Origin of the sequence: Crateriforma spongiae, from assembly GCF_012290005.1 — a bacterium.
Classification (GTDB): Bacteria; Planctomycetota; Planctomycetia; order Pirellulales; family Pirellulaceae; genus Crateriforma; species Crateriforma spongiae.
Map to the genome: position 1 here is coordinate 22,466 of NZ_JAAXMS010000014.1, position 24,954 is coordinate 47,419.

Below are 24,954 nucleotides of genomic sequence, written 5' to 3' on the forward strand. Positions count from 1 at the left end.
GTCCAGGCGGGGCGGAAAAGGGGACGCCGCCAATTGTAGATTGTTGACACCCGCCGCTCAATTCGACCACATCGCATCCACCGCTAGTCGTTGAAGCCACCGCTGGGAGAAGATGCTGTTAGGAAAAGTCGAATATCGATGCGGCGGATTCTTTGATCTCCTGGATGTACTTTTCCACCTGCGCGTCTTCGTATTCGCCCTGAAGGTACGCTTTCAACTGCACCAACTTGTCCTTGGTCGATGCGAGCGCGGTGGAAACGCTTTCGGGTAATTCGATCGATTCCGCTTTGGTTTCCATCCATTCGATCAATTCGCTGACTCTTGCTTTCAGCTCTTCCGGCTTGTCTTTCAGTTGATCCAGATCGCCGAACTTCTCCTTCAGCGGCGTCATCATCGCCATGGCTTCGTCAGAAAGATTTGCCGCCGCATCCCTCCCTTTCTCCACCATCTCCGCGGTGCCCTCGGAGATCTTTTCGCCGGCCTGTGCGACATTCTGCTCCGCGGACTCCAGAGCTTTCGTCGCCTCTTGTGAATCGCACCCAGTCATTGCGGCCATCAAACCGACGACAGGAATCCAACCGAGAAACATTGCGGACGAAATCATCTTGCGCATCGCGGCGACCTTTGTTGCGAAAGGCAGTTCCAAAAACGAAAAAAGCGTCCCGCGGGCTCGGGGAGAGAAATTACGAAGCCAGCCCGCGGGACGCTCAATGATATCGGTTGCTAGAAACACGCGTGGCAAATGCATCGAACGCGCACCGAGAAATCACCATTGGCAAAAACTTCTGCGGTGCGAAGTTGGGCCGGGATCGGACGATCACTCGAACCATGTTTTGATTCGATTCAGCCCCACCTCTGCGGGCTCAACCGGCCAGTACTCCAGACCGACATAGCCTTGATAATTGGTCTCGGCGATCGCGGCAAAAACGCTGGGGTAGTGGATTTCGCCTCGGTCCAGTTCGTGCCGTCCTGGATTTCCCGCGGCATGAAAGTGACCGATGCGGTCAATGCCCGATGTGATGCGTTCGATCAAATGCCCTTCGCTAATTTGCTGATGGTAGATGTCAAAGACCACGCGCACGTTAGGGCTGTTGACCTTGTCGACGATTTGAAACGCTTCGTCGCTGTGGATCAGGTAGTACCCCGCATGATCGACCAATTCATTCAGCGGTTCGATGACCAACGTGATATCGGTCCCCGCCAAAAGCGCCGCCGCCGCGGTCAAACCGTCAACCAAAGCATCGTGCTGTTCGGCTCGAGGAACGCCTTTGCGAAAGTCGCCGACTTGGGAAATCAGCGTGTGACAATCTAGATCTTTCACGGCGGCGATCGATTCTTCTAAACCATTCAGATAGTCCGAGCGCACGGCGGGATCCACCACGCTGACGAACTTAGTACAACACGCCGAAATCGCCATGTTGTGATCGTCGCGGGCACGTTTGATCTCCGCCAAGTCCTTGTCCCACCACCCCCAAAACTCGAACGCGTCGATGCCGGTGTCATGAACTCGCTTGACGGCATCGGTCACCGATAGGTCGCCGAACACCGCGTCGATACATACGGATGGTTTCAACTTTCCTGTCATGCCGGTGGAACTCCTGCAATGGTGATGCGGTTGATCAAAGGTGGGGCAAAGGTCGACGGCACGGATTCGCGGCCGACGAGGCAAGCCGGAATTGATAGTCCGCGATCCAAGCGATGACCAGACGGCAGCGAACCGCGGTCGCGCAAATTTGGCGTCAAGCGATCGCCGGCGATCAAGCCAAGTGGTCGATCGCGGACTGGATCTCTGCGATCACTTCGGGATCGTCTTCGGTCGCCAGACGCTGCATCAAGACCGACCGTGCTTTGCCACCGATCCGGCCCAAGGCCCATGCCGAAGCGGATCGGACCAAGGGTTCGTGATCAGACAAACCGGTGGTCAGCGGTCCAAGGCTTTCCGTGGTGCCTTGGTTTCCCAAGACGATCGCGGCGTTTCGCAAGATGCCCCGACGTCGGGTCCGCCACAACGCGGTCTTGCGATAGCGTTTTCGGAACTGTTCATCATCCAACGTGAACAGATCGTGCAAGTCCAAATCCGTCATCGTCGGTTCCGACGGTGACACCGATTCGTTGTTCGGTCGCGTGTTCTCGCGTGACGATTGTCGATTCCAGGGACAGACTTCTTGGCAAACGTCGCAACCGAAAACCCAGTCGCCGATTTGCGGACGTAGGGGCCGGGGAATGCTGCCGCGATGTTCGATGGTCAGATAGCTGATGCATCGCGACGCATCCATGACGCCCGGCTGTGGAAAGGCATCGGTGGGACAGGCATCCAAGCAAGCGGTGCAGGTGCCACAGTGAAAACGATCGAACGGTGGATCAGGTTGCAATTCCACCGTGGTCAGGACGCATGCCAGAAAGAAATAGCTGCCGACAAGGGGCCGCAACAGCAGTGTGTTCTTTCCGCGCCAACCCAAACCGGCCAATTGCGCAACTTCGCGTTCCATCAACGGTGCGGTATCGACCACGCCACGCGATCGTGACTCCGGTGCACACGATTGTAACGTTCGGCAAAGCGTCTTCAGCTTAGGGTGAATCCAATCGTGATAATCGTCGCCGGTCCACACGTATCGGGCGACCTTTCCGCGGCCACTGGGCGTTTGGCCGTCGCTCGGGATGTGCTTGCCCCTTGCATCGATCCGTTCGGATGCACTGGGATAGGGATATGCCAACGCGATGATCGATCGGACGCCTGGCAACACCCCACTGGGATGCTTGTACGCATCGATCCGCTGCGAAAAGTAATCCATTTCAGCGGCATAGCCTTCATCGATCCAACGCAACAGGTCACTGTGGCCCTGCGATGAAACCGCCGGCGCAAATCCGCACAAGTGGAAGCCCAACTGACCGGCGACGGCGCGAATTTCCGCTTTCAGATCGTCTGGAACGGGATCGGATTGCATGTGGCCAATGGACGCACGTGGCGGGGATGATGGGGATCGAACGTGCGAGACGATGACTATTGTGGACCGATTCGACATATTGGGGAACCGCGTTTGAATGGAAAACATTCGTCGACGCCCCGCCTTTGGCGATCTTCCCGCCAGATTCTTTCCCTCCCCCCTTCCCACGTTAGGAAACCCCATGGGCATTTTTCGTTTCCTGAATCTGTCTCCGGTTCAACATTCGGTTGCGTTGGGCACGGTCGCCGCAATGATTTTGTCCGGTACGTCTGGATCGCGATGGGTATGCGCGGACGAAGAGGCGACACCCTATCAATTGTTCGTCGACATTCATGCGGACGACGGGGGCACCGGGACGGCGAGCGATCCATTTCCCAACTTGGAAGCCGCCAAACGGACCATTCGTCAGCGACGCGACGCGGGGGCTTGGCCGGTCGACGGTGCGGTTGTGGTAAACGTCGCGCCCGGGGTTTATGCGGCTGATTCGTCGCTGCGTTTCGGTTCGGCCGATGGCGGAACCGAATCCGCGCCGGTGGTCTATCGCAGCACCCAGCCCGGTGCCGCTACGCTTCAGGGCGGCGTCACACTGAAGGCGTCGGACTTTCGGCCGATTCGCAAAGCTTTGGATGATCCCGCAACGACGGGAATGAATCCGGGCGTCTGGGATCGAGTCCTTGTCTGCGACTTGAGTGATCGAGGGATGGAGTTTCCGAAGGTTCCGAAATCCTATCGTGCGGTTCCGCCGGCACCTTGGTTGTACGTGGATGGACGGCCGATGGAGTTGGCTCGGTGGCCGAATCACGGTGACGGTGATGGATGGGCAAGGTTCCACGAAGCGATCGACACGGGGCTGGGGAATCCGGATAGCGAAGACCCCGCCAAGCGTCAGTTGCGTCCGGGATCGTTTCGTTTCGACGATCCGCGTCCCGAACGTTGGGACATTCAGCGTGGCGTTTGGTTGTGCGGTTATTGGACACACGACTGGAGCGATGAAGTCATCCAGATCGCCCAATACGATCTTGCCGAAAAGGCGATCAAGTTGGCGGCGCCGCATCACTATGGCATCAAAGGAAAGACGTGGGGCAACAGCCAGCGTCGTTTCTTTGCCGTCAATGTCTTAAGCGAACTTGATGCACCGGGCGAATGGTATCTGGATCGCCAAGAACAAAGGCTGTTCTTGGATCCGCCGACCGGTTTTGCGGATGCGTCCATCACGCTGGCCACACTGACCGAGCCGATCTTGAAGATCGAACACGCAAAGCATCTGCGGTTCGAAGGCTTCACCATCGAATGCGGACACGGCGATGCCATCGATGTTCGTGATGGACACAATGTTCAGATCGCCGGATGTACGATTCGAAACATGGGTGCCGGTGGTGTCCGCGTGACCGGTTCAGAAAACCAAGTGCGTTCGTGTGACCTGTATCAGCTGGGGACGTTTGGTATTTCGCTAAGCGGTGGCGATCGCAAGCAACTGACCATGGCAGGTAACGTGGCGGACAACAATCATGTTCACCATTACGGATTGTTTCAGCGGACGTATGCCGCCGGCATTTCAGCGGGCGGATGCGGGCAAACCATCACAAACAACCTGATTCACGACGCGCCGCACAACGCGATTCGATACGGCGGCAACGAACACCGCATTGAACGCAACGAGATTCATCATGTCGTGTTGGAAACGGGTGACGCGGGCGCTTTCTACACCGGGCGTGATTGGACCAGTCAAGGAAATGTGTTGCGGCACAACTACATTCATGATCTGGGCGTTGGGAACACCGATCATGTCAACACCATGGCGATCTATCTGGATGATTGTGACAGCGGCGACACGTTGGAAGGCAACATCATGGTCCGTGCCGGTCGCGCGGTGATGATGGGTGGCGGCCGCGACAACAAGGTCATCAACAACTTGGTGATCGATTGTCCGATCGGCATCCATCTGGATTCACGTGGGATGACATGGTCGCAGTGGAACAATCCGGAACACCCGAGTTGGATGTTGGAAGAAAAGGCGTTGGCTTTGGACTATCAGTCACCAATCTGGGCCCAGCGTTATCCCAGTCTTGCCAAGATCATGGCGGATTCACCCAAGGAACCGCTGCACAACCGGTTCGCACGAAATGTGTTTGTCGATTGCGATCGGCGTGTCTGCCAATTCGATAGCAACGTGATGAAGTTGCTTGGCAAGTTAGACGTTGCCGACAATGTGGCAGTCAGCAGCACCGGATCGTCTGCGTCAACGGTCAAGATCGCAGACATCACAGGCTTTTCCAATCAAGACGCCAAGATCGATGCGACCGGTGACGACAAAGTGGACGCTTATCTGAAACAACAAGACGCATCCGGATGGATGGGGATCGACGGTTGGGAACCGATTCCGGTGGACAAGATCGGTTTGCGAAAGGACGTCTATCGCAAAACGTTGCCATAGCGCCATGTTGCAACGTGATCGTCAACGGCTATCGACGCGTCGCTGCATTTCCGGCGACGTCGGTGGATGATCCGCGAAGGCTGTGTCGGTAGTAGACCTCCAAACACAGCGTGGCCATCGCGGTGGTGTAAACCTTGCCGCCATAGCCGCCCCAAACCGAATCAGTCGGCCAACTGCCGTCGGGCAACTGGGTCGCCAGCAAGCGTGTCTTCAACGCCTGGTTCCAACGCTGCCACGCGGCATCCTGCAACTGGTGCAATGCGATCGTCGCGTAGTACCAGTAGTAGTAATTGTCTTGGCCCACGCCGGGCGGCTGTTCCAGCAAGAATTGTTCGGCTTCGAAGATCTCAGCCGGCGGAACCGTGTCACCCATCAGCAATCGGGTTGCCAAAGCCTCCGCTGTCATCGTTCGCGTCGGTTTTTCGCCGGGGCGATAGCTGGCCAAACCGCCGCTGCGGCCGGCACGAACGGTCCGCAAAAATCGCAGTACACCGCCGACCGCCTGACGATCGGCGGGAAGCCCCGCGCGGAACCCGGCATCCATGACCATCGCCTGCCATCCCAGCTGGCTCAGGTCACCGGGATCGCCGGGCGTGTAGCGAAACCCACCGGTGGTCGGATGTTGCATCGACCGGGTGTACATCAGCGCCCGTCGGGTGGCTTCGATCGCGTTGGGGTCGGATGACATCGCGGCGGCCTCGCCCATGGCCAATGCGGCCATGCCGTGGCAGTAGTTCGATGCGTAAAGCGTGGCGTTGCCGGCCAGAGATCCGCTGGATTTTTGCTGACGGATCAGATAGACCAGCCCGCGATAAACGTTTTCGCTGTAAGGGCCCTCGACGTGCGTATTGCCCGAACCGACCATCGCCAGCAGAGCCATGCCGGTGGATGCGGAATCCGAACGAGATCCGGCGACCACGCCGTGCGCGTCGGAACGGGCTTCACCCAGCGGTCGTCGCTCTTGGCCGGATCCGGCCGACCGGCTGTCAAAACCACCGTCAGATCGTTGATGCATGGCCAGGAATTTTAGAGCGCGGCCCACGGCAGCTTCGGTGTTCTGGTCACCACCGGTCTGTTGCAGTGCCAGCTGTTTCGCGGAACCGACTCGATTGGCAAAGTCGGCTTTGCGCGCACCGGCGGTCATGGCTTCCGGGGCACTAGAGATGGCGTTGCTGACGGTCGCCGTCGGATGTGATGCGGTGGCCCGAACATTGGCCTGCTGTGCGCTGGCCGAAGGTGTGCCGGCAGGCCGTGGCGTCGGTGCGGTGGTCGCGGGCTGCTTTGATGGATCGGACGATGAAGCCGCTGATGAAGCGACGGCGGGCTCCGGTGCAACGGACTGTGTGGAGTCGATCTGGCTGGCTGCGGCCATATCGTTGGTCGCGTCGATTTCATTCAGCCAGTCGTCCAATAACGCCTGCGTGGCCATCGCGATCGGCTGATCGTTGATTAGGTCGCTGGGATCCGTGTTTTCCGTTTGGTCCGCTGCATCCTCGGTTGTCGGCGGGGCGTCGAACGGTTCGGACGCCAATGAATCGGGAATCGGGGCCGGCTCGGATGGCGTCGGATCGTCGGGCACGACCTCGGCAACATCGCTCAAGTCGTCTTCATCGGGTGATTCGGACGGTACCGTCGGCGTTTCGACCAGGTCGGTCAGTTCGGCGACCGGAAGCGGCGCAATCATTGCCGACGGATCGTCACCGGCAACGTCCGCGGTCAAAAGATCCGGATCAAAGACGGCGACGTTGATTTCCGAAACACCAGGATCGTCGTCGTTGTCGGGGTCCACGTTGGTGCTGCCGCCGGGATTCTGGATCAACGGGACGGCAAAGAAGATCACCGCGTGCAGGGCGATCGACATCAACAGACAAACCACCGCCGCTTGCCGACCGCTGCGTTTTCGACGACCGAACAACCAAACCGTAACGACCAGCAGCCCGATCGCGGCGACGGCGACGGGATAAACCACCCATGGATCGGTCCACAAGTTCGTCGGATCGATCACCGTCGCATGCCTTGTGGAGAGACCGAAGCGACCGATGGACCCTTGGCAGCCAAATTGATGTTGGCGATCCCCGAATTGCGAATCGTGCGCAGGATCTGGTCGACGACGTCAAACGGCGCGTTGCGTTCGGCGCGAACCAGCACACGCAAACCGGGATAGACGGCGAACTGTTCTTGCAAACTCTGGTACAGCTGATCCGGTGCAACCATTTGTCCGTCCAAGGTCACGCTGCCGTCGCCGGCGACATCGACGATTCGTTTGTCGGGCAACCGGCTGATGGCTTGCATGTCCGCGGCACCGGCGACGTTGACGTTCACCCGGCTTTCCGATTCGCTGAACTTGCTGCCGACCATGAAGAAAATCACCAACAAGAACACCACATCAATCATGGGCGTCAGGTTGATCGTAGCGTCTTCGGATCGGCTGCGTTTGGGCATCGGAGTATTCCGGCGGTGCAATCAGCGTGACTAGGCGGCGCGACGTTTGCGCGACTTGGTTCCGCCACCGGCACTTTCCAAGCCTTCGGCGGAGATGCAATCAACAACCCGTTGGCACAGCTTGTCGATTTCGTTCAGGTAACCGTCCGATTTGGCACTGAAGTACATGTAGGCCAGGTAGGCGGGAATGGCGACGGACAGCCCGCCTGCGGTCGTCAGCAACGCTTGGCTGATTCCACTGGCCAACAGTTCGGGGTGGCCGATCGATTCTTGGCTGCTGATCGTTTCAAACGCTTCGATCATGCCCAAAACCGTGCCCAACAATCCGATCAATGGGGCCACATTGCTGATCGCGTGAAAGACCCGCAGGAATCGACGCAGACCGTCGGCGACGCGATCGCCCGCGTCCATCACCGCTTGTTCGACTTCGAACATGGGGCGGCCCCAGCGACGGACGGCCGCTTGGAAGACTTCCGCGACAGGGCAACTGAATTCTTCGCACAACTCGGTCGCTTCGTCGAAACTCAGTTGTCCGTCTTCGACACATTCGGTGAACCGGCGTACGAATGGTCGCGGGATCACGCGGCCGCGACGCAGTGAAACTAGCCGTTCCATCGACAATGCCAGAACCACCAGCGAACAGATCGCCAGCGGGATCATCAACACGCCACCTTGCGAGATCTTGTCGACGATTGCCGGCATTTCCCAGGCGGCCGATTCGTCTTCGGACTCCGGTGCAACGCCTTGTTGTTGAGGCAATTCCTGGTTCAGCGACGGGATCGACGACGGCGCGGACGCGATGCGTGCATCCGGGCCGGCGGACGCTGTGTTGTAGAATTGGTTGTTGCCGTTGTTGAAATTCGCCTGGCCGTTGTATCCCGTTTGGCCGCCCTGGAAGTTCAGCGACTGGGGACGCATCTGTTGACCAGTGGCGACCGGCATCAATGCGGTCCATGCGGCCAAGCCGAAGGTCAGGACCATCGGTGGCAACAGGAATGACACCAAGCCTCGCCACGCCGGGCTGCCCCGTCGATCGTCGGCCGCAACGAATTTTCTGGTTCCGCCTTTGTTCGTCATCGCTTCAACGTCGAATCCGCTTGCGAGGATGCTGCTGGTAGATTGGCGAGCCGGCGTCGTGCCAATTCGCTGTGGGGACTGTCGCCGAAACGACGTACGAGGTTGCCATAACACATCGACGCCGATTGTGTCCTCCCCAAATGTTCAAACGATTTGCCCGCTTGGACCAACGACGCCGCCACCCAGGGTGATTCCGGGTCGATGCCTTCGACCAGCCGGTAGGCGTCGATCGCTGCTGCGTAATCTTGCTGCAGAAAATACGTTTCCCCGATTAGCCACTGGGCGCGGCCGCGAAGGGTGGTGATCGCGTGAGGGTTCCGGACGACCGATTCCAGCAGGTCGCGGGCATGCCCGAACCGTAGGGCTCGGATCGAAAGGTCCGCGTCCAGCAGGTCAACAAAAACGAGTTTGGCCGTGTCGTTGCCGGCGGCCTGTCTTGCGGCCAGTACTCGCGCCGCCGCCTCGTCACGTTGCCCGTGTTGGCAAGCGATTTCCGCCAGTCGCAGCAGCGACGTGATCCGGGTGTCGCCGAAATCATCAACCGCTCGGATCCACCATGCATGCGATTGTTGTCCGCGTCCGTCTTGGACCAGCGATTCGGCAAGAATCGATAGAAGTTCGGCGGATTCTTGGTTGGCTTGGTCTTCGGCAAAGGCTTGATCTTCGGGGGACACCGCGTCCGCCGGGGTATTTGTTTGGCCGACCACGTCATCGGCCGTGGCGTCACTGAGTGCAGCGGCAATGGAGCTCCAATCGGATGCCGCAGCCAAACGCCGGCAAGCGGCCAGCTTGACGGGGATCGAAATGTCGGTGTCGGTCAGGCCCGTCAGGATTTTGCTGGATAAGATGGTCGCAAAGGTGCCGTCGCCGATGCTCGACAGCCTCGTCTGGACCCAGCGGATGGTGTCCGCGTTGTCGGTGTTGCGGATCAAACGCTGGGCGTCCACATCGAACGCATCGGGCAAATCGCGGGCCGCATCAAGCAGCACAAGTAAAGCGCAGGCTTCGCTGTCCGTGACTCTTTCGGCTTGGCTGCGAAAATGTTCCAGCCAGTGACTATCGGCCAGTTCTAAGAGATCCCAATCGTCCGACTTTGCCTTCAAGACAAGCATCGAAGTCAGGCTGGCCGTCGGATCCGTGGGCGGTGACCCCGCGTCCGCCTTTTTTGTCATCGCAAAAGGCAACATGGTGTCGGCGGAACGCCAGTCGTCGGCTAGGACGAAGTGTTGAATCGCTTGGTTGGCTGCGACCAACGCATCACCGTGATCGGGGTGTTTACGAACGAAATCGGCCATCGCCTTGCCAATTTCGGCCGGTGAAGCGTCCGGATTGGACAGCACGCACCACGCAGCGCCCAGGTCGGCGGTGGCCGCGACCTCTGCCGAAGCGGTTCTTGATACCAGGGCAAAGGTGCTGGCCGCCGCGGCCGGATCGGTTTGCATTTGTCGTTTGGCTGATCGCATCAGGAACGTGTGGATCCACTGGCGATGCGTTTCGTCCAATTCATCAGCGTCTGCCAACGCATTTGCGAGACACTGCGTTGCACCGGAGAAGTCACCGTCGGCGGCCAGGGCGGATGCGGCGGCCATGCGAATGCCGTTTCGCCGTGATGATGGTAAGTCGGCTCCGGCGTCATCCAACCACGTCAGGCAACGACGAAACGTCTTGGCAGAACTTTGGCCGTTCTGTGTCAATGCTTGGCCCAGCATTGCATGGGTCAGGACCATGGCCGGTCCGATCCGTTGTCGGTCCGCCTGGCTGACGGATTGGGCGGGACCAAGTGCTTGGTCGACTTTGTCCAAGCGGTCGCTCGCTTGGCTCAGTTCATCGCTTTGGATCAGACGCCGGACTTGGGCCAATTCGTCAAGCGTGTTGGCCGGCACGGACGCTGCTTCCTGTGCCGCTTCGACGACGTCCTGTGCCGACGCGGATTTCCAGTCGATCGCCAACGCGCAGCCAAGCGTGACCATGATGACGATCATCATCACTGGCGGGCGACGGTGCGGGCGGATCGAAGTGTGCATCAACGGGCGGGGCGGGTCGGTGGACTCGTTCGAAAAGCTCGGGTGCGACGCACACCCCGTGTCGATGAAGCAGGGATCGACGTTCCCTGGCATGCTTACCCAAATTGCGCCGGCGCAATCAATAGCGACACCAACGATTCGGCCGCCTGGGGGTGCGGGCGGTCAAAAACGATCTTGCGGCGGCCGGGACCGAGTGCTTACAAGCCGATCAGCCCGCCGAAGCCCTGGCCTTTGCCGTCAGGAACCGGGCGCCATCGCGTCACCTGGTGCTGACAACGAGGCGACCAGGCGTTGACGGCGGTTTCGCAGCAAAATTGGACCATTCATCGGAAGGATTCACGTCCAGTGTTTTCACGCAATCCTGCGGCACGAAGCGTGATGACGGCATCGTTCGTCGTCGGCCAAGCGACTCTGTTGTGCTGGCTGGCCGCATCGGCGGCTGCCCAAGGTCCGACGCCCGAACAAATGCGAGAATTGGCGTCGATCCAGTTGCCCGATGATCCGGCGGCCGTGTTGGCGGTGGTCGGAAAGTCACCCATCTTGGCCGGCGAAGTCTTGCCAAAGGTGGACGCGAAGATTCGCGAGGTCACCGCAAAAACGGGCCAGCCGATTCCCGAGCCGCAGTTGAAGATCGCTCGCGTGAATCTGGTCCGCGGCGAATTGGCACGTGCAATTCAGTTCAAGATGATGCGTGAATCGTTTGTGCTGGACCAAGTCGGCACCGAAGCGGCTGACAAACGCGAAGAAGCTCAGCAGCGGCTCGCCGCCAAAGCGCGTCAGTATTTTTTCGAAGAACAGTTGCCCAAGCTCAAGGAGCAATTCGGCACCGAGGACATGGCGGAATTGGAAGCCAAGTTGGGCGAGCAGGGCAGTTCGCTGAAGGCCCAGCGGCGAGAATTCATCGACCAAATGTTGGGCCAGCTGTACGTCAGCAGCAAACTGGACCGTGACCCCAACGTCCCGATCGCCGACATCGTTCGTTTCTATAACCAGCATCGCGACGAGTACGAGCGTTCGGCCGAAGCACGTTGGGAACAACTGACGGTCCGGTTTGATCGTTTCGACAATCGCGATGCGGCGCTCGAAGCCATTCGAGCGATGGGGACCGAAGCCTATTATGGCGGCAGCATGCAGGCGGTGGCGCGAGAGAAGAGTCAGGAACCGTTTGCCGCCGATGGTGGCGTTCACGAATGGACCCCACAGGGATCGTTGCGTTCGTCGGTTCTGGACAAACAGATCTTTTCACTGCCGCTGAACAAGATGAGCCCGATTATCGAAGACGATGAGGGGCTGCATATCGTTCGCGTTTTGGAACGTCGTGATGCCGGTGTGACTCCGCTGGCCGACGTTCAAGACGACATCAAGAAGAAGTTGCAAAACAAAATTGTCGCCGAAAAGCAGGAACAACTGATCAAAGAGTTGTCCCAGCGTGTTCCCGTTTGGTCGATCTTTCCCAAAGACACACCGGGGGCGTTGCCGCTGCCGGGGACGACGGGGATGTTGCGGTGAGCCGGATCGCAACCGTGCGACAGATGGTTCGCCCCGCTTGGATCGTTCCAGTCATCATGACGTGTTGGTTCGCCGGTTGCGGCCAGTTGGCCTATCGGTTGACCAACCCGATGCCCGACCAGCCGTTGCCCAACCCGATCGAACTGCCCGCTTCGCCGGATGATTTCGTTTGGCTGCAAGTGGTCGATGTCGTCGACGATTACTTTCGAATTGCCAAAGAACAACCGGTCCAGAACAATCGACAAATTGTTTTGGATGGACAGGTGGAAACGGCGTACCGAACCGGCAGTTCCATCTTGGAACCATGGCGGAAAGACAGCACGCCGGGATTTGAACGCTGGCAAAGCACGTTTCAATCGGTGCGACGTCGTGCCATCGTGACGTTGCGACCCAGCGGCAACGGGTACTGGTTGGAAGTGGTCGTTCAAAAAGATTTGGAAGATCCTGATCGCGTTCAGTATGCCACCGAAACGACCGCCGGGGTGCGACATGACGGCACGCTGGTTTCGGGCGCGGAGGAAGTCCAAGATGGGCCGCAAACACTGGGTTGGATTCCGTTGGGTCGCGATGCGGCGTTGGAACAACGTATGGTCGCGGACATCTATGGCCGGATCACCAAGGCCGATCGTCCCCAGGGCCTACTTCACTAGCGCAGCGGCAAACGTTGCTTTCGTCGGTCGAAATGATCGGCGTGTCGGGTGAGACCCAAATCTTGCAGTCGTCGGAAAATCCTCGCGGACGAAATGGCGTGTTTTTGGATTGCTCGGGGCCATTTGCCACAGCCACCGACAGGGCATCCTTGTGCAACGCGCGGTGGAATTGCGATCCGCGACCCATAAGGATCCCTCAGGCTTCGGGGGGCAGGTCCGGGGCGGGAAACTGCGTTGGGCCAGGCGGACCGAATAGGCCGACTTTGATGCCTACTCTTTTTTGGTTCACTGGACCAAAACCGCACAATCGGCACGGTCGGGTCAAAGTCCCGTCGGTGGTTCTTCAGCCTTTTTCCAACGCTAATCTTCCGGCACCGACCCGCCGATACCGTAGGCTGCTGGCGGCAAGGATTGTGACGCCGCGTTGATACGGGACCGTTTGCCGGGGGCCTCGGGGCACCATGGTGGCGGGTTGGTTTCCCGGCTGAAAATCTTATTCGAAACGGATGCTGATGATCGGTTTCTCCCCCTCCAAGATCGACCTCGACAAGCTTCGTATGCTGGTGGAACACCGGCTGTGTGAACTGGGGCATTTGGAGACACAACAGTTTCCGTTGACGATGCGAGAGGTCATTCGCGGCGGTAACCGATGTGGATTCTATTTCTGTCTGCACGGACCTCGTAGCGTGAAGCTGACGGCGATCTGTGACTTGAAGCGAAAGTCGATCCTGTATTACGGCCCGGACGGGATCCGCAAAGACACCGTGGAATTACCGCTGCTGTCGGATTCCATGTTGGAAAAGGCCGGCTGAGTCAGCGACGTGACGTTCACGCGATGTGTCGGTGACGAGCGCAGCGTCAAACGATGCCCCGTGCTTTTTCTTCCGCTGCACTTTCGCGGAAGTAGTTCGGCGCCAAGCGAATCGGATCCAACACACAGCCCATCGATGCCAGCGTGAATGCGATCATGCCGACGCCGGCGGCAATCGGTCGCGTGGTGGTGACGTATCTTGGCGACGCTGCATCTTTCAGAACCGCATTCTTGAAGACGATGCGATCGCCGATGCACGGGGTCACAGCGTCGGTTTGTGCAAGCGTTTCGTGCCAAGCGTCACGTTGCAGGACGGAGGTCAGGTCGGTGATGTGTTGCGGCCAACCGTCACGAAGTTCCGATCCGTTTGCGATCAGGTCATCGCGAGTGTACCGGCCGGCGTAGACCATCTTGCGATAGGCGTTCAGACCGACCAGGACTTCGGCGGCGTCGGGTTCAGCGGACAAGAAATTCGCCGCGATCGCGGCCAGCGACGGAACGGCCACGACGGGCAACTGCAAGGCCCAGGCCAGTGTCTTTGCCGTGGTGACGCCGACGCGCAGCCCCGTGAATGATCCAGGGCCGACGGCCACGGATATGAATTTTGGCATCGCGTCGTTTTCGCGGCACCATGCCATCAGATCTTTCAAATCCACCGCCAGCCGCGCGGCCGGTCGCACGACCGGGCCAGACTGCATGGGGACGGTTGGGTCGCCGGTTGCTGGTTGGGACGGTGCATCCGGCTGTGCGGGTGGCATCGTATTGGCGTCGTTGCAGTCGACCAGGCGGATCGGTTTGTCGCCTCGCAGTAAAGCCAGACTGGCGGTGGTGCCGATCGTTTCGATGGCCAGGTGATGGACGGATGCGTCAAAGGTCATCGTGGGATCCGCCTGCGGTGGTCGCTGGGGCATTTCGTCTTGGTTCGTGCAGATGGTTTGGATCGCGTGGCAGCCGTTTTGCCGCAGCGCGTTCTATCGGCGGCGATGGTGCGGAACTATGGTGCTATGGTCGTCGGACAATCGTAGGCGTCGGAAACCGGGTTGTCGCACTCGGGGATGCTCAAGTCTGTGTGGGATTGCCGTTAAATTTTGGTATCCGTTACACTTTTGGTTTGTTCGACGTCGCTGCGACGGATCGACGACCGGGGGCATCGCACGGTCTGCCAGTCCGTCTGGTGGGGACCAATTCGGCTTGACGATGAATCAACACCGTTAACGCCGAGTGGGGCAAAATAATTCGCCGCAGACGGTTCCAAACTAGCGTTTGGAGTCGCCCAAACGTTGCCGCCGTCATTCCGTTTTCTTCCGCATCCCGTTTCATTTGCAGCCAAGGTTTTCATCCGTGAAGCGAGCGTTGATCAGCGATATTCACGGGAACCTCGAGGGCCTGCAAGCGGTGTTGGCGGACATCGAAACGGTCGGCGTGGATGAAATTTATTGTCTGGGCGACATCATCGGCTACGGACCCAATCCGTGCGAGTGCCTGGACTTGGTGATGCGGCACGCCAAGGTGACGATTTTGGGCAACCATGATCAGGCCGCTCTGTTTGATCCCGACGGGTTCAACCCGATGGCATTGCAGGCGATCTATTGGACTCGCGATCAACTGGACAATGGCCCCGGCAATGCGGCCCAAGTCAACAAACGCTGGGACTTTCTGGGCGAACTGCCTCGGCTGGTCGATGAGGGCGAATTCAAATTCGTGCACGGTTCGCCGCGCGACCCGACCAACGAATACGTGTTCCCCGAATACGTTTTCGACACTCGCAAGATGGAGATCCTGTTCGGACGCGTCGAACAGTATTGCTTCATGGGACACACGCATTTGCCGGGCGTGTTCACGACACAGTGCGAATTTATCGCTCCCGAAGATTGCGATCACCGTTACGCCCTTGGGCCGGCCAAAGTCTTGGTCAATGTGGGCAGCGTGGGCCAACCGCGGGATGACAACAACAAATCGTGTTACGTCGTCTTGGACAAAGACGCCAAGTCGATCGAGTTTCGTCGTGTCGAATACGACATCGATAAAACGGCGAATAAGATTTACAACACCCCGGATCTCAGCGATGCGTTGGGCGATCGGTTGAAACACGGACGTTAAAGCACATCGGCGGTATGGATGAAGGTGTCGGGCTGCTGGTCGCCGCCCACATCGTCGCGTCGCCCACAGATCTCTCTGCTCCATTTGTTAAAGCGAAACTAGGTTCAACCGTTGCCACGCACCGCGATCCTTAGCGACATACACGGAAATCTGGCTGCGCTGGAAGCCGTCCTGAAAGACGTCGAATCGCAGAATTGTGATCGCATCGTCTGTTTGGGCGACGTGGTCGGTTACGGCCCGAATCCCTGTGAGTGTCTGGACAAAGTCAGCAAGTTCGAATTTTGCGTGCTGGGCAATCACGACAGCAGCGCCTTGTTCGACCCGGAAGGCTTCAACGCGGCCGCGGAACAGGCGATCTTTTGGACTCGCGATCGATTGGAAGAATCCGACGGGGATCCGGAAGCGGCGCGGCGACGGATGGAGTTTTTGTGCTTCCTGCCGCGTACCGTTCGCGAAGGCAACGTGTTGTTCGTACACGGATCCCCTCGTGGACCGACAAACGAATACGTGTTCCCCGAAGACACCCAGAACAGCAAGAAGATGGAAAAGCTGTTCTCGATGATTCCGCACTTGTGTTTTCAAGGGCACACGCACGTTCCCGGCATCTTCACGCAAGATCTGCAGTTCATCGCCAGTTCCGCGCTGATGTCGCCCTACGGGACGGACAACCCGTCGCGTCGATTGATGATCAATGTCGGCAGCGTCGGACAGCCTCGTGATGGTGACCCACGCGGTTGCTACGTGGTTTTTGACGGGATCTCGGTGGAGTTCAGGCGAGTCGAATATGACGTTGAACGCACCGTCGGTTTGATCGAAGCCGAACCGGACTTGGACAATTTCCTGGGTTATCGCCTTCGCGACGGCCGCTAATTGCGTCCGCCATCGCCGTCGCCATCGTTCGCACCGCGACGGTGGCGTGCAGCCCCTCGCGATCGCCGCACTAATCCTCTTTCAGATTCAGCACGGCTTTGCGTGCCCGGTCCAAGAAATCCGCTTTCGGTTCTCCCGCTTCCAAGAAGATCGGCGGGCCGACGGTGATGCAGCTCAGCAGCGGTACGGGCAAGAATTCGCCGCGTGGCAAAATTCGGTTCACGTTGTCGATGTACACCGGCATCAATTCTAGATCCGGACGCTTCTTGCCCAGGTAATACAGCCCGCTCTTGAACTCACCGACCTCTTCGCCCGACGATCGGCCGCCTTCGGGGAACACAATCAGCGAATAAATGTCGCCGATCTCTTTGATCATGATGTCGATCGGGCTGTGGTGCACCTTGATCTTTTTTCGGTCGATCAACAGCGCATTGAAGCTGCGTGCCATGTGGGGCTTCAGCCAGCCTTTGGACCAATAGTCCTTGGCCGCGACCGGTCGTGTGACCGCGCGGATGTTGCGTGGCAGCGCCGACCACAACACCACCGCGTCCAGGTGGCTGGTGTGGTTGGCAAAGTAGATGCGTTGGCAAGTGTCAGGCTGGCAATCAACCCAGCGGACGGTGAACCCGCTGAACAGTTTGGCCAGAATGACAATGGCTTGGCTGGTCAGTGTCATAGACGGCAGTCTAGCGAGACGCCGCGACCTCGCGAAGCAGCCCACGCGGTTTTCGGGCCGTTGCCTTCTGCGGACGAATCGCCGCGTCGTAGCCATCGGTGATCAGCGTTTGATAGCCGGTCACCATCGAATCGACTGATCCCGTCGCAAGGACTCGTTCACGTCCCGCAGTGCCCATCGATTGTCGCATCGCCGGGTCGTCGATCAAACGACCAATTGCAGCGGCATAAGCGTCCACGTCTTCGCTGGGGACCAGCATTCCGGTTTCGCCTTCGATCACGGTTTCGCCGATCGATCCCACGTCGGTGGACACCACCGCGACTTGGCAAGCCAGCGCTTCAAGGATCGAAACCGGTGACGCTTCGTTCAGCGAACACAGGGTGAATAGATCCAGCCCCGCGACGATCCGTGGCGTGTCATGCCGCGTGCCCATCAGGTGAATGCGATCGGCAACACCCAACTGATCCGCCAAGCTTTCGATTTCTGGACGTTGGGGACCGTCACCGACGACGACCCAGTGCAGGTCACTGTGGCTTTCGCGCAGCTGTGCCGCGGCGTGAACCAACATGCAGTGGTTCTTTTCCTCACGCAGCGCCGCAACGATCCCGACCAAGCGACTCGTTTCGTCCAGACGCAGTTCGGACCGCAGCCAAGCACCGGCCGATTCGTCGTGCCGGAATCTTTCACAATCCACGCCGTTTCGGATCACGTGGACCTTTTCATCGGGAAACCGTTCGAATTCTCGCAAGAACTTTCCGTGCGAGTCTGCCACCGCGATGAAGGCATCGGTGATGCCCGTCAGCCATCGGTTCGCACGTCCGACGCCGTCGGGCCATCCGGTTGAATGCAAAGCCGACGCGATCACCGGGACACCGGCGACCGCGGCCGCCAAACGGCCCCAAAACATCTTGTCGCCCGCGCCGACGGTGATCACGGCATCAATGTTTCGATCGATGATCAGACGCCGCAGCCGACGGATGACGCCGATGTCATACTTGCCACCGATCAGGTTGCTGTGAACGGGGAACTCCGATGCAATTTGTTGTCCCAATGGCCCCGGATCTTTCAAACACGCGACTTCGGGACAAACCACGTCGGGATTCATCCGCCGCATCAGATTGACCAACAGTGTTTCGGCACCACCCACCGGCATGCTGGTGATGACAAACAGGCACCGCAGCGGACGATGGCGATTGCCGCTGCACCGCGGGCGGTATCGAGACGATGGGGTCAACAGTCGACGAAGAAACATGAAACGATGGCTTACTGGGGCAATGCGGTCGGCGGCAGCGAAGCCGGCGCGATGGCCGTGGAAAATGGAAGGGTGATGTCGGATGCGTCGTTCGATTGATGTTCGTCCGCAACCGATGGGCTGACGTCGACGATCGGTTCGGCGGCAGCTTTGCGTGGATCAAAGCTGAGCCAATTGACGAAGCGTCCGAACTGGGGATCGCCATGAAAGCGTCGGATGTGATAGCTGTCACGACCGACCAAGTTGTAGGCACCGAACGCGCTGCAGAGGCCCTTCAGCCCGGCGCGATGGGCGGCGTCGACCACAGCGCGGGTGATCTGTGGTGGCATGCCAAATGGCACGGCAAAGTAGCGGACCGGACGCCCGATGATGTCTTCCAAGTCCTTTTTGCCGCCGATGATCTCGTCATCGACTTGAGCCGTCGTGTTGATCTTGGCAAAGTCGACGTGTCGTTTGGTGTGCAGTCCGATTTCAATGCCCGCATCGCAGATTTCACGGACATGGCCGACCGTGTTGACCGGCAACGGTTGGCCGGCTTTGACGTCGTGGGCGAACGGACGGCCGGTTGAAATGTGGTCGGTTGTGACGAAATAGGTGGTCGGGATTTGGCGTTCGGCCAGCATGGGCAGTGCGTCGTCCATGTTGTCCGCATAACCGTCGTCAAAGGTCACCGTGAATGTCGGGTGGTGATTGACGCCAGCGTCAACGCGGTGCTGGACGGTGGCCAAGTCGACCGGTTGCATGTGGTCGACCAGGTAGTCGATGTGCCGCCGGAATTGATCCGGGTGGATCGTCCACGGGTTCGGATGGCTGGTCGCAACGCGATGATAAAAGGGGACATTCAGCGGTGCCGCCCCGTCGCGGGCCAACCGCTTCAAGCGTCGTCGTCGCAGCGGTCCCATGAGATGGGCGCGGGCATCGATCGCGATTTGTCTGAAAAGGCTCAAAGGATCAGCGGCTGGGAATTCGGGTTCAGAATTCGGTGCAGGAGGCTTCGACGCGCGATGCCGTCGGGTGGGAACAGAATGTCAACTCGGTACCGGTTCCTACCTTGCCAATGCACGGTCGCTGGGGACAAAGACGCCCTTGTTCGGCGGGATGCCTGGGGTCCGCGACCGCACAAACAGAATTTGCGGCCTTTGTCGATTATGAGGGCTCGATCGTCGCGCTTTACTCGGTCAACGCAGTGCTGCGGAACGCTAACCCCAATGAGCGAAGAAGATGATCGCGGCCCTTCGTATGCAACCCAGGCGGAGCGATCAGGCGGGTTTCCAGCCGTAGACGTCCAGCAGTGCGTCGGCGACGATCCCGCGGATTTGGCCCAGACGCACGGGTTTGTGAACGACTTTGTAGGCGGCAAACCGCCTGGCTTCGGCTTCGATTTCGTCGTTCCAATCGGCACTCATCAACGCACAAGGCGGACGTTTCGGAACGTCACCCAGACGACGCAACAATTCCAGTCCGGTGACGCGAGGCATGTGCACATCGACCAGAGCGAAATGGATTTCCGTGTCGCCCAGGACGTGTAGCGCCTGTTGGCCATCGGCCGCTTGGTGAACGCAGAAACCGCTGCGTGTCAGAGCATCCGACAGGACGCCACGCAACGCAGCGTCGTCGTCGGTGATCAAAAGGTTGGGGACCACTTTGAATCACACCGCAAACAAACCAGCACTCGATTCACTGCCACCCTGGCAGGCTCGGTGACTGTACCATAATAGCCGCAATTTCAGTGCCATAACCACCTTAGGCAATCCCTCGCATGAATTCACCCGCCGGGTCCGCCCCCCAACCGCCCCAGTCCCCCGGACCGGTCACCGACGCGGCGAAGACCGGCCGACGCGAAAAGTCCGCCGCTTCGGGGCATCCGCCCGCCGCATCGACCCCCGGCACCGCGGCGGTCAGCGAATTGTCCAAACGCGTGATTGCCAACGTCGAACAAGCGATCGTCGGCAAACGAAAACAATTGGTTCTGTCGTTGGTGGCTTGGCTAAGCGGCGGACACATCTTGTTGGAAGACGTCCCCGGCGTGGCCAAGACCATGCTGGCAAGGGCGCTGGCGCGAAGTGTGGGCTGTCGTTTCAAACGCGTTCAGTGCACACCCGACTTGTTGCCCACCGACGTGACGGGCACGTCGATCTTCAACCAGAAAACGGCCGAGTTCGAATTTCGGCCCGGCCCGGTGTTCACCCAGATCTTGCTGGCCGATGAGATCAACCGCGCGACGCCGCGGACCCAGGCTTCGCTGCTGGAAGCGATGGCCGAATCGGCCGTGACCGTCGACGGGACGACGCACGCGTTGAAGCCACCGTTCTTGGTCATCGCCACACAAAACCCGGTGGATCACGAAGGGACGTTCCCATTGCCCGAAGCCCAGCTGGATCGCTTTCTGATGAAGTTCAGTCTGGGGTATCCGTCGGCGGAAGAAGAACTGCGGATGCTGACGTTGTTACAGCACGGCCACCCGGTCGACAAGTTGAAGCCGGTCGCCAAGGCGGAAGAATTGGTCGAAGCCCAGGCGGAGGTCCGTAAGGTCTACGTCGACGATCGGCTGCGAGAATACATGATGCAGATCATTTCGCAAACGCGTTCCCACGACGACTTGGCCCTGGGCGGCAGCCCCCGTGCGACCATCGCTCTGTTTCGTTGCAGCCAAGCGATGGCCGCGATCCGCGGACGCGCTTTCGTGATGCCCGATGACGTCAAACGCATCACCGCACCGGTGATCAGCCACCGCTTGATCGTTCGCCCGGAAAGCCGGCTGCGTAAACAAACCGCCGAAGGGATCTTGGAATCCATCTTGGGTCAGATCGCCGTGCCCACCATCGAAAGTCCCTAGGCACTGTGATGCGTGGTCACTGGATCGATTGGTTGGCGGGCATCGCAGCACTGGTCTTGCTGGGCTGGCTGTTCGGCGCTTCGCTGTGGTTGTTGGCGGCCGTGGTCGTCGGGCTGTTGTTGGCGATCAATCAATACCTGGCACGTCTGTGGTCGCACGCGACGACGGCGGTTCGGCACGGCGGCGATTTGGAAGTCGCCGTGGGTTCCAATGTGCCGATCGAATTGGCCGTGACCAATCGATCAAAGGTCCCGGTCGGATGGATGTTGGTCGAAGATTTGTTGCCACGCTGGGCGATGCGAGGTTCGGAGCTTGGTTTGGATGTCGACGGCGACCGCATTGCCGTCATGATGTTGGCCCCCGGCAAGACGACATCGATGCACTACACGATTCGTGTCAAACGCCGCGGGTATTTTCAAGTCGGTCCGACGGTGCTGGAAACAGGGGACTTTCTGGGATTGTTTCGCCGTTATCGCGTCGGCACCCAACCGCAATACATCACTGTGCTGCCGCGAGTGGTGCCGCTGTCAGGGTACGACATCGCGTCACGTCGACCGATCGGTGAAATCCACATGCGTGACAACGTGATGGACGACCCGACACGTCTGCGCGGCATCCGGCAATGGCAGCCGGGCGATCCGATGCGCAGTGTCCACTGGGCCGCGACCGCGCGGACGGGAACGCTGCACAGCAAAATCTATGAACCGTCATCGATTGCCGGTGCGACCTTGGTGCTGGACTTTCACCGCCAAACCAACCCGACCAAGCACGAACCGGTTCGTGGCGATTTGGCGGTGACCGCGGCGGCATCGATTGCCGCGATGCTGCATGACCAGAACGAGCCCTTCGGGTTAATCAGCAACGGACGTGATGCGGCCGACCGGATCCGCCACGACGGATGGCGCGGGGATCATCGAGTCCGCGACTCGGCAACACGCGCGGGACAGATGCTGGCCGAAAGCGATCGGATGCGTCCGGTGATCATGAAGCCGGACCGAGGTGTGATTCAGTTCAAAGACGTGATGCGTCGCTTGGCGCGTTTGGAACCCACCGACGGTCTGACCTTGCCGGAATTATTGGCCGAATGCGAAGGCCGTTTATCCAACGAGACGACCGTGTTGGTAATTCTGCAACAGTGTGACGAAGCCACCGCGTCGGCGTTGATTGGGCTATCTCGCCGCGGATGGGAAGTCGCGGTTATCGTCAACACGCACGACATCAACGACTACTCCGCCATCGCCGGTCCAATGATCGCGGCACGGATCGCCACGTTCCACTTGGCCGATTTCGATTCGGTGGCGGATGTGTGTCGTAACGTCGCGATTCGGTAATCTTTGACGATTCGATCGATTGTTTTGATTTTGACGCCCTGGTTTGCCGATCCTGTTCAACCGAGGGGGGCCTCGAACAATCAAAACTGCCGACGCCGCGCGGGTTTCACGCATTGATGCCCGTGCGCCGGTTGTGAACGCTTCGCCGGCAACAGCGGGCGCGACGCAAACGCCGGAACGATCCGGTCAGATTCCTAGGCCTTCTTCGCTGAATCATTCGTCCGAAGATTCCCGCGAGCCTACGGATCAAACGCCATGTCGTTGACTCTATGCGTCCAACACAGTTTCTGCCGCGCCGCCAAATGGTCGGCCCGACGTGCCGCCATCGTCGCTGCGATCGGTCTGGGAATGACCGTGGTTGGCAATTCCGCCAATGCTCAGCGTCCGGTTCTGCCGGGCACGGGATCGGAAATCGTTGGCGTCGCGGATGACTTCGAAGACCCCAACTGGGGCTACGTTCCGAACAATCCGAAAAGCACCGAAGACATCGATGAAAATCAACGCCAGCCGTTGGGCAAAAGCACCAATGGCCGGTGGTACGAAGGCATCAAACGCGGCCATCCCGATGTCGTCAAACGTGTCGACACGCCCAAAGGTGGTTTGCCGGGCAGCAAGGGATCGTTGTTGCTGCAGTCCAAGATGACAGGCATCCCCGGTCGTCCGGAAGGCAAGATGCACCAGGACGATTTTATCTGCAACGTCCAGTATCGCCTGAAGCGACGCTTGTCGGTATCGGAAGTTCCCAGCGTGACGACACGCGTCTTTCTGCCGCCGGTCGACCAGTGGGAAGACCGCAGTGGTCCGCACTTCGGTTTCCGCTTGGCTTTGGAAACCACGGCCATGGTCGAAAAGGAAACCGGATTCTTCGGCATGAAACGCGAAGAAATGGGTAACGAGATTTACTGGCCCGGAATGTTCTTGGAATTCGAAAACAAGAGCCAAACCGGCAAGCCGCACGACTATGCGTACTGGCGAATCCGCAGCAACCGACGTGGCGCCGATTTCCGTGGCCCGCAAGTCACCACGACCGGATGGTGGACGCTTGGGATGAGTGTTACGCCCGACGGAATGGTGCATTACTATGCGTCGCCCGGCGTGGATGATTTGACCGAAGACGATTACATCACCAGCCAGTTCCCCTACGACTATCGGGCCGAGCGTTTCCGTACGTTCTTCTACAATATTTGCAGTGCGGACAACGGCCGCAACTGGAGCACGGCGTTCATCGTGGACGATCCCAAGGTGTTCGTCCTGCGACCTCGCGGCGGCCAACGCGTCGCACGCACACCGTCCTCCAAGTCCCGCCGCTAAAAAGGGGACGGGGGTAAATAACGTCGACTTAGGTCCTCAGCTACCGTGGCGTAACGGTTTCGGTCCGGATCACGGAGCTTTTGCATGAGCTTGTATTGTTTGGCGCGACGTTTCCATTACCTGGGGTGCTGACGCCCCGGTCGGTTTCCCAAACGAAGTTCGGTAATGGATTCGAGTAGGTTCTCCCATTGCTGTCGGGAACCTCCGCCACCGAACCTTGGCGACCCGGCGATCTCTTTCAGTGCTTGCATTGCACCGGCGAAGCTCAATCGCGTCGGCGAAAGGCCGAACTTCAGTGCGGACGCTATTATCACCGCCCGGATCAGGTTGTCGCCAACTAAGTGACAGTGAACTTCTTTGCGAACCATCGCAGGACTTTGGCAACGCAAACGCTCCATCGTCATCGGAGTCTTCAAACTTCGGATGTGAAGTTCTACCGACCGGCCGCGACCGTAGACACCAGTCGGTCACGCTGTGCACGACGGAATCGACGTCGCCTAGCAGCGCCCGCGATCGGGGTGTCCCCATCATGCGGAGCATGACCTACTGGACTGAAGGAATGCACTTACTCAGGAAGGCCACCGGCGCCCAGATGCACGAGGATCGCGATCATTCTCCGTCCGATCAATAAGCCGAAAAATACCCCCGTCCCGAATGGCACTTAATCCACGGCAAAGTCTTGTGAC

Annotated in this window: 21 protein-coding genes; 9 read left to right on the forward strand and 12 right to left on the reverse strand. The window is 59.1% G+C overall.

What is annotated here, in order from left to right; translation table 11 throughout:
• Positions 1 to 118 precede the first annotated feature (118 nt).
• From HFP54_RS24490 to queG, 3 genes are all read right to left on the reverse strand, one after another.
• Positions 119 to 613 carry a hypothetical protein gene (locus HFP54_RS24490; RefSeq protein ID WP_168567199.1) on the reverse strand — a complete coding sequence of 165 codons (495 nt, stop codon included), beginning with the start codon at positions 611 to 613 and terminating at the stop codon, positions 119 to 121.
• A 204-nt stretch (positions 614 to 817) separates the two neighbouring features.
• Complete coding sequence (locus HFP54_RS24495) at positions 818 to 1,585, reverse strand: TIM barrel protein (protein ID WP_168567200.1); 768 nt, start codon at positions 1,583 to 1,585, stop codon at positions 818 to 820.
• Positions 1,586 to 1,757: 172 nt separating this feature from the next.
• Positions 1,758 to 2,945, reverse strand: coding sequence for a tRNA epoxyqueuosine(34) reductase QueG (queG, locus tag HFP54_RS24500; protein WP_168567201.1), 1,188 nt, complete (start codon positions 2,943 to 2,945; stop codon positions 1,758 to 1,760).
• Between the two features lie 181 nt (positions 2,946 to 3,126).
• Here queG and HFP54_RS24505 point away from each other — a divergent pair, with 181 nt between their 5' ends.
• Complete coding sequence (locus tag HFP54_RS24505; RefSeq protein ID WP_168567202.1) at positions 3,127 to 5,379, forward strand: right-handed parallel beta-helix repeat-containing protein; 2,253 nt, start codon at positions 3,127 to 3,129, stop codon at positions 5,377 to 5,379.
• Between the two features lie 28 nt (positions 5,380 to 5,407).
• Here the strand turns inward: HFP54_RS24505 and HFP54_RS24510 are convergent, their stop codons facing one another.
• The 4 genes from HFP54_RS24510 to HFP54_RS24525 are packed head-to-tail and all read right to left on the reverse strand — an operon-like array spanning position 5,408 to position 10,922.
• A complete protein-coding gene (locus HFP54_RS24510; protein WP_235952349.1) occupies positions 5,408 to 7,384 on the reverse strand; it encodes a prenyltransferase/squalene oxidase repeat-containing protein in 1,977 nt (658 codons plus the stop codon).
• Positions 7,381 to 7,821 (reverse strand): ExbD/TolR family protein, encoded by a 441-nt coding sequence (locus tag HFP54_RS24515; RefSeq protein ID WP_145298278.1) that lies wholly within the window; start codon positions 7,819 to 7,821, stop codon positions 7,381 to 7,383. Before HFP54_RS24515 ends, HFP54_RS24510 begins: the two co-directional genes overlap by 4 nt.
• A gap of 30 nt (positions 7,822 to 7,851) precedes the next feature.
• Positions 7,852 to 8,898 (reverse strand): MotA/TolQ/ExbB proton channel family protein, encoded by a 1,047-nt coding sequence (locus HFP54_RS24520; protein WP_168567203.1) that lies wholly within the window; start codon positions 8,896 to 8,898, stop codon positions 7,852 to 7,854.
• Positions 8,895 to 10,922, reverse strand: a complete 2,028-nt coding sequence (locus HFP54_RS24525; RefSeq protein WP_168567204.1) for a tetratricopeptide repeat protein — start codon at positions 10,920 to 10,922, stop codon at positions 8,895 to 8,897. Before HFP54_RS24525 ends, HFP54_RS24520 begins: the two co-directional genes overlap by 4 nt.
• Before the next feature lie 345 nt (positions 10,923 to 11,267).
• Here HFP54_RS24525 and HFP54_RS26285 point away from each other — a divergent pair, with 345 nt between their 5' ends.
• The 3 genes from HFP54_RS26285 (at position 11,268) to HFP54_RS24540 (ending at position 13,893) form a co-directional block, all read left to right on the forward strand.
• Positions 11,268 to 12,431 (forward strand): peptidylprolyl isomerase, encoded by a 1,164-nt coding sequence (locus HFP54_RS26285; RefSeq protein ID WP_197137143.1) that lies wholly within the window; start codon positions 11,268 to 11,270, stop codon positions 12,429 to 12,431.
• On the forward strand, positions 12,428 to 13,081 hold the full coding sequence (locus HFP54_RS24535) for a hypothetical protein (protein ID WP_197137141.1): 654 nt from the start codon (positions 12,428 to 12,430) through the stop codon (positions 13,079 to 13,081). The genes HFP54_RS26285 and HFP54_RS24535 overlap by 4 nt, the downstream gene beginning before the upstream one ends.
• A gap of 512 nt (positions 13,082 to 13,593) precedes the next feature.
• On the forward strand, positions 13,594 to 13,893 hold the full coding sequence (locus tag HFP54_RS24540; RefSeq protein ID WP_235952351.1) for a hypothetical protein: 300 nt from the start codon (positions 13,594 to 13,596) through the stop codon (positions 13,891 to 13,893).
• A gap of 46 nt (positions 13,894 to 13,939) precedes the next feature.
• Here the strand turns inward: HFP54_RS24540 and tsaB are convergent, their stop codons facing one another.
• Entirely contained in the window at positions 13,940 to 14,803 is an 864-nt protein-coding gene (gene tsaB / locus HFP54_RS24545; RefSeq protein ID WP_206036393.1) for a tRNA (adenosine(37)-N6)-threonylcarbamoyltransferase complex dimerization subunit type 1 TsaB, read from the reverse strand.
• Between the two features lie 430 nt (positions 14,804 to 15,233).
• Between tsaB and HFP54_RS24550 the strand changes: the two genes are divergently transcribed.
• Both HFP54_RS24550 and HFP54_RS24555 read left to right on the forward strand, forming a co-directional pair.
• The gene (locus HFP54_RS24550; protein ID WP_146413552.1) at positions 15,234 to 15,992 is read left to right on the forward strand and encodes a metallophosphoesterase family protein; all 759 of its coding nucleotides are present in this window, start codon (positions 15,234 to 15,236) and stop codon (positions 15,990 to 15,992) included.
• 111 nt (positions 15,993 to 16,103) lie between these two features.
• The gene (locus tag HFP54_RS24555; protein WP_146413551.1) at positions 16,104 to 16,862 is read left to right on the forward strand and encodes a metallophosphoesterase family protein; all 759 of its coding nucleotides are present in this window, start codon (positions 16,104 to 16,106) and stop codon (positions 16,860 to 16,862) included.
• 70 nt (positions 16,863 to 16,932) lie between these two features.
• Here the strand turns inward: HFP54_RS24555 and HFP54_RS24560 are convergent, their stop codons facing one another.
• The 4 genes from HFP54_RS24560 to HFP54_RS24575 form a co-directional block, all read right to left on the reverse strand.
• Positions 16,933 to 17,538: a lysophospholipid acyltransferase family protein gene (locus HFP54_RS24560; protein WP_146413550.1), complete on the reverse strand. Its 606-nt coding sequence runs from the start codon at positions 17,536 to 17,538 to the stop codon at positions 16,933 to 16,935.
• 10 nt (positions 17,539 to 17,548) lie between these two features.
• Positions 17,549 to 18,709, reverse strand: coding sequence for a glycosyltransferase (locus HFP54_RS24565; RefSeq protein ID WP_168567212.1), 1,161 nt, complete (start codon positions 18,707 to 18,709; stop codon positions 17,549 to 17,551).
• 92 nt (positions 18,710 to 18,801) lie between these two features.
• The gene (locus HFP54_RS24570) at positions 18,802 to 19,737 is read right to left on the reverse strand and encodes a polysaccharide deacetylase family protein (protein WP_235952355.1); all 936 of its coding nucleotides are present in this window, start codon (positions 19,735 to 19,737) and stop codon (positions 18,802 to 18,804) included.
• 312 nt (positions 19,738 to 20,049) lie between these two features.
• Positions 20,050 to 20,433 (reverse strand): response regulator, encoded by a 384-nt coding sequence (locus HFP54_RS24575; RefSeq protein WP_145298306.1) that lies wholly within the window; start codon positions 20,431 to 20,433, stop codon positions 20,050 to 20,052.
• A 116-nt stretch (positions 20,434 to 20,549) separates the two neighbouring features.
• On the opposite strand from HFP54_RS24575, the gene HFP54_RS24580 reads away from it, so the two are divergent.
• From HFP54_RS24580 to HFP54_RS24590, 3 genes are all read left to right on the forward strand, one after another.
• Entirely contained in the window at positions 20,550 to 21,626 is a 1,077-nt protein-coding gene (locus HFP54_RS24580; protein ID WP_168567206.1) for an AAA family ATPase, read from the forward strand.
• Positions 21,627 to 21,634: 8 nt separating this feature from the next.
• Positions 21,635 to 22,957: a DUF58 domain-containing protein gene (locus HFP54_RS24585; RefSeq protein ID WP_168567207.1), complete on the forward strand. Its 1,323-nt coding sequence runs from the start codon at positions 21,635 to 21,637 to the stop codon at positions 22,955 to 22,957.
• Between the two features lie 255 nt (positions 22,958 to 23,212).
• Positions 23,213 to 24,268: a hypothetical protein gene (locus HFP54_RS24590; RefSeq protein ID WP_235952357.1), complete on the forward strand. Its 1,056-nt coding sequence runs from the start codon at positions 23,213 to 23,215 to the stop codon at positions 24,266 to 24,268.
• Positions 24,269 to 24,954: the final 686 nt, after the last annotated feature.